Source organism: Streptomyces sp. NPDC002577 (assembly GCF_053594815.1).
In genome coordinates this window covers 48,285-54,642 of the sequence record NZ_JBSFWK010000057.1, presented here as the reverse complement: position 1 = coordinate 54,642, position 6,358 = coordinate 48,285, and the positions used below count along the sequence as shown (strand labels likewise).

Genomic DNA, 6,358 nt, shown 5'->3' with positions numbered 1-6,358 from the left:
AACGGGCCGAGCATCGCAACGGGACACCACCCGCACCGGACACCGTCACCGTCACCATCACCCGGCAGGACAGAACCTAAGTCACCGCCATTGGGGCTAGGCCGGCCTAGGCCGTGGCGGAGAAGGCGAGAACGGCCGTACCGTCATGGACCGACTTCACCCTGATGGTGAGCCCGTTGAGGATGCAGATGCCGCCGGCACCGCTCGTGGTCTGCAACGAGTTGCCGTTTCCGGTCGCCCGCATGGACACGGTGTCGGGGGTGACCAGGGTGACGGAGACCAGGTCGATCCCGAAGCGGCTGTCGACGGGGATCTCCGTGGGCTCGGACACCGCGATCTCGCATCTCCCGTCGAAGCACGCCTTCACATCGGAGTCGCGGGCGACCAACGGCGCAGAGTCCAGGTCCCGTGAGTTCGTCGAGTCCGTCGAGTTCCTCGAGTTCCTCGACGAGGACGAAGAGGACCCGCCCGAGGCGGAGTTCGACGCCCCCGCCGTCAGTCGCTCGCCGATCCGGCCGTCCGAACCGGAGGCCTGCCATCCACAGCCGACCACCCCCGCGAGGCCCAACACGGCCACCGCCGTCGCCGCCGTCACGGTGCGCCTGCGGCCGGCAGTCCTGTGCTCCGGTCCGGCCCCGGCTGCGGCCCGCACTTCGACTGCTCCTGCGTTCATGGTTTCCGTTCTCAACGATCAACCCGCCATCTCGTCCACGATTCTGTACATTCCGTGCGTCACCGGGCGGCATCGGCCCAGCCCGGCCCGCACTTGTGTAACGGGTGAACCGAGGAACGGTCCCGGAGCGGATGGAGCACCTTGACCCGGATGGAGCACCACGGCACCCTCGGCAGAGCCCGATGTCCTCAGCCGACGCGCGCGGCGGGACACCGACCCATGACCATCGAGGAGCACGATCCCGAATGGCTGTGCCCACTCGCGGCGAGCGGCGCCCGGCGATGACGCTCGACGACCTCGTCACCCGTGCCGCGTCCCTCGTACGGCCGGACCGGCGCGCGCTCCTCGGCATCACGGGCAGCCCTGGGGCCGGGAAGACCACGCTCGCCGAACAGCTGGTCCAGCGGCTCAACGCCGACGGACCGCCCTGGGCCGCCCATGTACCGATGGACGGCTTCCATCTCGCCGACGTCGAACTGGACCGCCTGGGCCGCCGCGACCGCAAGGGCGCGCCCGACACCTTCGACTCCGCGGGCTACGCCGCGCTGCTGCGCCGCCTGGGCGACGAGGAGGACGACATCGTCTACGCGCCGGGTTTCGAGCGCGTTCTGGAACAGCCGATCGCGGGCGCCATCCCCGTGCCGCGCACCGCCCGGCTGATCGTTACCGAGGGCAACTACCTTCTGCTGACCGAGGGCTCGTGGGCGCGTGTCCGGTCCCTGTTGGACGAGGTCTGGTACTGCGAGCTCGACGAGGACGAGCGCGTACGGCGCCTGGTCGCCCGGCATGAGCAGTTCGGCAAGGGCCACGAGGAAGCGGTGGCGTGGGTGCTGGGCTCCGACCAGCGCAATGCCGACCTGATCGCCGGAAGCCGTCATCGCGCCGACCTGATCGTCACCGCGGCCGCCCTGCCGGGCCGGCGCGGCGGTGACCCGGACTGATCGCCGCCGCCCCAGCAGTCACCGCCCTCGCCGTCACCGCCCATGCCGGTGCCGAGCGGTCAGCCGATGCGGGCGCCTTCATCCCAGCTTGCGCAACTCGTCCACCCATCCGTCCAGGGCCCCTCGGCAAAAGGCCAGGTGCTCGGCGTCGTAGCCGCGCGGTCCGCACTCGACGACGAGGATCAGGCCCAGGTACAGCCGGTAGAGGGCAAGGCGGTGCTCGAAAGCCGGGCCGGAGCCGAACCGGCCGCCTGCCTCGGTGTAGCCCGCGACGAGTTCGCTGTCGGGGCCCGTTTCGCCGCCGAAGGCGAGCGAGACAAGCTCGGCGGCCGGGTCGCCCCAGAAGGCACGTTCGTGGTCGATGATGCCGGTGACACGGGGTGCCGAGCCGTCGACGAAGACGTTGCCGGGCCACAGGTCGAAGTGGACCAGACGGGGCTCGGTGATCTCGTCCAGCGCGTCCCCTCCCTCCGCGACCAGAACCCGTACGTCCGCCGCGCTGATCCCCAGCGGGGACTGCCAGCGCGCGGCGTCGTCCAGGATGGCCTCGACCATGGCGGTGAACGCGCTGCGCCAGTCGGGCGCGGAGAGCCCTGCCTCAGGTGCCGGGTAGCCGAAGCGGCCGTCCTCGGACGTGAGTGAGTGCAGACGTGCGGTGAGCCGGCCCAGCTGGTGTCGCATGGTGGAGTGTGCGGAGGCCGGCAGAGCGTCGGACAGCTTGTCCCAAGGGGTGCCGTCCAGCACGGACACGGCCAGGAAGTCGGCGCCGTCGAAGAGGAGTTCCGGCATGGGTATGCCGGCCGGGTCCCCGCCGGCCCGGCGGTAGACCATGGCCTCGGTGGCCATGATGCCGCGCTCGTAGCGCAGTACGGGGACTTCGGGGGGCGGTGCCAGTTTGACGATGGCGGAGCGGCCGTCGTCGAGCAGGACCCGGTACGCCGTGTTGAACCAGCCGTCCGTCAACTCGGCTTCGAGCCGGCATCCGGTCCCGGCGGATTCCCTCAGGAGGGCGTCGAGTTGAGCGGCGGTGAGACGGCGCTTGGTCTGACTCTGCATCGCGGGAACACTTTCGGTGGCTGTGGCTGTGGCTGCGGGGGTTCGGGAGCGCTCCCATGATGGTTGCCGTCTTGGGCTGACGCTAGCCGTTTGTCACGCTGCTCAACTCCGCGACGAAGGCGGCATCAGGTTCGTACACGCCTCCGCCGTGCCGCAGCATGGCGGAATGCAGTGCGGCCAGCTGCACGGCCGTCACCCGTCCTTCGGGGAGGTTCAGGTGGAGGAGCAACCTGCGCCCGTCGGTTTTCGGGACGGCGAAGGCCTTCGGAGTGTTCTGGGCGGCACCACCGAGAACAGTGACTTTGAGCCCCAGGCTGGTCAGGCTCTTCCTGCTTGTCACCGCCAGGGTGACGCTGATCAGGTCGCTCCACGACTTGTGCCAGGTCGTTCGTCCGGATGTGAGGTGCAGCCCGTCGCGCTCTGCTCTGACGGACACTTTCCGGGTACGTCTGAAGGCCGCATCCGCGCCTATGGACAGCAGCGTGCAGAGCACAGCCGTCACCGTGATTGCTGCCGTCACTGGGAGCCGGAACCCGACGAGGAGCGCCAGAACGGTCATCGGCCCGAGAAACAGCAGGGCCATGAACAGCGTGAAACCGCCGCTCACCTTGGTCGCGTTCGCGGACCGGGTCTCGAGGCGGTAGCCGTCGTCCGTGGCCGACGATGCGAAGGCTCGCGACTCGTTCCGCCGACCCTCTTCGTGCGCCCTCGCGTCCTCGCCTCCGCCCGGTCCCGGCTGAGGGCCCTCCGCCTCCGGCTCCACCACCGCCGGCTCGGGGTCCGCCACCGTGACACGACCCGTCGGTCCAGGTGGCGGTACGGGGCCGGTGCGGCTGCCGTCCGCTGCCCATGACGCCCCGCTCGGCTGGGCGGCACCGTCGTGTCCGGCGTTCCCGCCGGCCAGCACATCGAGCAACTGCGAGGCCGACGGCCGCAGTTCCGGGTGCTTGTCCAGGCACATGCTCAGTACCTGCCGCAGCCGCTCCGGCACCGCGGTCAGGTCCGGTTCGTCGTGCACGACGCGATAGAGGAGCGCGGGGACCGTGCCCTCGCCGAAAGGGCCCCGGCCCGTGGCGGCGAATACCAGTACCGAGCCGAGCGAGAAGACGTCGCTCGCCGTGCCGACCGGGGCGCCGGAAGCCTGTTCCGGGGACATGAAGCGGGGCGTCCCGATGACCATGCCGGTGCCGGTCAGGCCCGTGGTGGTGCCTTCCAGCGCCTTGGAGATGCCGAAGTCGATGACGCGCGGGCCGTCGTCGGTGACCAGGACGTTCGACGGCTTCAGATCCCGGTGCACCAGCCCTGCCCGGTGAATGGACTGCAGGGCTTCCGCGAGCCCCGTCCCCAGCTCCTGCACCTCGTGCTCCGCCAGCGCCCCGCTGCCGGTGACGAGGGCGCCGAGGTCGGGAGCGGGTACGTACTGGCTGGCGACCCAGGGCATGGCGGCGTCCGGGTCGGCGTCGACCACCGGTGCGGTCCAGAAGCCGCCCACCCTGCGTGCGGCATCGACCTCTTGCCGGAAGCGGCTGCGGAACCCCGGGTCGGCGGCGATCGCGGCGCGCACGATCTTGATCGCCACGGCCCTGCCGCTGCGCGAACGACCGAGGAAGACCTCGCCCATGCCGCCGGAGCCGAGCCTTCCGGTGACCGTGTACGGCCCGACCTGCCGCGGGTCGTCCGGCCTCAACTCCTGCACGCCTGCCCCCCGATGCCCGCCTTCCGGACAGCGAGCAGGCTAGCCGAGAAAGGGCGGGCCGTCAGGGCTTCTGCAGGTGAGAGGAGGGGCCGAAGGCGCAGGTGACGAGGGACCGAAGGAGGCGGCCTGTGCACAGCACCTGAGCGCGACGGGGCCGGGCTCCCGATGCGGTCCGGTGCCGCCCCACGGCGGCGCCTACGGGACGGGCGCAGACCGCGCCCCCACCATGGGCGTATGCAAGGCAGGCCCGTATGAGAGCGCTTCTGCTCCGTGTTTCCGACCGCATGTTCCCGCACGGCATGAACCGCTTCGGCGCCGTGCCGGCTCTGCTCGTTCTGCTCACCGTCGTGACCGGCATCGTCGACGCGGTGAGCTACCTGGGCCTCGGCCATGTCTTCGTCGCCAACATGACGGGGAACGTGGTCTTCCTCGGCTTCGCCATGGCGGGCGCGGGCGGTCTCTCGGCCTGGGCGTCCACGCTGGCCCTCGGCGCGTTCGTGCTGGGGGCCTGGTCGGCCGGACGGCTGCACCTGCGCACTGATGACCCGCAGCACGTGTTCGTCCGGGCCACCGCGGGACACGCCGTTCTCGTGGCAGCCGCGGTGGCCGTCGCCGGATTGGCGGGTCAGAACGGCACGGTGGCCCGTGCCGTTCTCATCGCACTCCTCGCGGGCGGGATGGGCCTTCAGAACGCCGCCGTGCGCAAGCTGGCCGTACCCGAACTGAGCACCACCGTCGTCGTGACCTCCACCCTCACCGGGCTGGCCGCGGACACCCCCGGTTTCGCGCTCCTGCGGCGCCTGTGCTCGGTCGCCGCGATGATCGTGGGTGCTGTGTTCGGGGGGCTGCTCCACCTCCACGCGGGACCCGCGTCGGCACTCGGGCTGGCGCTGGTGCCGTTGGTCGTCGTGGCGGCCACCGCCACCCGTCCGCGGGCCGAGACCCCGTAGCCCGGCAGGCCGCACCTACCGCTGCTCCCCCGAAGCGCTCTGCCGCAACCCGTCCCGGTAGGCGCCGGGCGGAGCTCCGTACCGCTGCCGGAACACCCTGCTGAAGTGGAACGGGCTTGTGAAGCCGGACAGCGCGGCAACCCGTTCCGCCGGCAGTTCTGTGACCTCCAGCAGCCGGGCCGCATGGCGCAACCGTGCCTGTTGCAGCGCTCGCATCGGCGACTGGCCGACCTGCTGCGTGAACAGGTGGGCGAACCGGGAGGGCGACAGCGCGACTTCGGCGGCGAGCGACCGGACCGTGTGCGGCGCTCCGGGATCGGCGTCCATCAGTTCCTCGGCCTGCCGCACTCGGGGGTCGATGCCGGACTCGTACCGATCCGCACGGGCGGTGGCCGTGGCGAGCAGCACGACCTCCTCCAGGGAGCAGAGCGCGAGTTCCCGCGCGGCGGTGCCGTGGGCGACGGCGACCTGCCCGGTCGCCGGCTCGGTCTCGGGCCGGGGCGTGCCGTGCCCCGTCCAGCGGGCGTCGGCGAGCATCCGGCGGAACGCCGTGTCGACGCGTCCCCGTATGCCGGTTGCGGGCGTGACGGCGTACGTCCGGTCGCCCCGGGCGTACGGGCGCAGCCATGTGGACCACGACGCCCTGGCCTGGCAGTGCACCCACCAGAACGCCCAGTGGCGTGCCCCGGGAGCGACCGCGTACCGGTGCGGTGTGCCGGGGCCCAGCACCACCAGGTCCCCCGCTGCCGCATCCACCGGCACCGCACCCTGGACGAGCTGTCCACACCCGCCCGTGGTCCAGGTGAACAGCCAGCTGTCCGCGCCGTGCGGCCGGTTCACGGCGTATCCCGGCGGCTGGTCGAAGCAGCCGATGGTCACCAGGCCGGACGGTGGGGACGGCGCGGTACGCGGCAGTGCACCCGCCGCAGCGGACGCCCCGGGAGACGAGACGTCAGCAGTCTCAGGCAATCCATCAGCATGCACAGGCATCCTCCCGGCTCCGGTCACGACCTAGCGTGACCTGCATACTCCCCCGACCGGA

The 6,358-nt window shown here is 71.2% G+C and carries 6 protein-coding genes; 2 read left to right on the top strand and 4 right to left on the bottom strand.

All coding sequences use genetic code 11. From position 1 onward, the window contains the following. Positions 1-106: 106 nt before the first annotated feature. Positions 107-673 carry a hypothetical protein gene (locus ACWD4J_RS39275; RefSeq protein ID WP_451400342.1) on the bottom strand — a complete coding sequence of 189 codons (567 nt, stop codon included), beginning with the start codon at positions 671-673 and terminating at the stop codon, positions 107-109. Between the two features lie 281 nt (positions 674-954). Here ACWD4J_RS39275 and ACWD4J_RS39270 point away from each other — a divergent pair, with 281 nt between their 5' ends. Continuing rightward, positions 955-1,614, top strand: a complete 660-nt coding sequence (locus ACWD4J_RS39270) for a nucleoside/nucleotide kinase family protein (protein ID WP_451400347.1) — start codon at positions 955-957, stop codon at positions 1,612-1,614. Between the two features lie 78 nt (positions 1,615-1,692). On the opposite strand, the gene ACWD4J_RS39265 is transcribed toward ACWD4J_RS39270, so the two are convergent. Beyond that, positions 1,693-2,670, bottom strand: a complete 978-nt coding sequence (locus ACWD4J_RS39265; RefSeq protein WP_451400341.1) for a phosphotransferase family protein — start codon at positions 2,668-2,670, stop codon at positions 1,693-1,695. A gap of 82 nt (positions 2,671-2,752) precedes the next feature. Beyond that, complete coding sequence (locus tag ACWD4J_RS39260; protein ID WP_451400340.1) at positions 2,753-4,366, bottom strand: serine/threonine-protein kinase; 1,614 nt, start codon at positions 4,364-4,366, stop codon at positions 2,753-2,755. Positions 4,367-4,617: 251 nt separating this feature from the next. On the opposite strand from ACWD4J_RS39260, the gene ACWD4J_RS39255 reads away from it, so the two are divergent. Next, on the top strand, positions 4,618-5,316 hold the full coding sequence (locus tag ACWD4J_RS39255) for a YoaK family protein (RefSeq protein WP_451400339.1): 699 nt from the start codon (positions 4,618-4,620) through the stop codon (positions 5,314-5,316). Between the two features lie 15 nt (positions 5,317-5,331). Here ACWD4J_RS39255 and ACWD4J_RS39250 read toward each other — a convergent pair whose 3' ends face one another. Beyond that, positions 5,332-6,306: a helix-turn-helix domain-containing protein gene (locus ACWD4J_RS39250; RefSeq protein WP_451400338.1), complete on the bottom strand. Its 975-nt coding sequence runs from the start codon at positions 6,304-6,306 to the stop codon at positions 5,332-5,334. Positions 6,307-6,358 lie beyond the last annotated feature (52 nt).

What these genes read in the sequence shown, in the direction of transcription:
- ACWD4J_RS39255 (WP_451400339.1), top strand. Translation starts at nt 4,618, where the DNA reads ATGAGAGCGCTTCTGCTCCGTGTTTCCGACCGCATGTTCCCGCACGGC.
- ACWD4J_RS39275 (WP_451400342.1), bottom strand. Translation starts at nt 673, where the DNA reads ATGAACGCAGGAGCAGTCGAAGTGCGGGCCGCAGCCGGGGCCGGACCG.
- ACWD4J_RS39270 (WP_451400347.1), top strand. Translation starts at nt 955, where the DNA reads ATGACGCTCGACGACCTCGTCACCCGTGCCGCGTCCCTCGTACGGCCG.
- ACWD4J_RS39250 (WP_451400338.1), bottom strand. Translation starts at nt 6,306, where the DNA reads ATGCCTGTGCATGCTGATGGATTGCCTGAGACTGCTGACGTCTCGTCT.
- ACWD4J_RS39265 (WP_451400341.1), bottom strand. Translation starts at nt 2,670, where the DNA reads ATGCAGAGTCAGACCAAGCGCCGTCTCACCGCCGCTCAACTCGACGCC.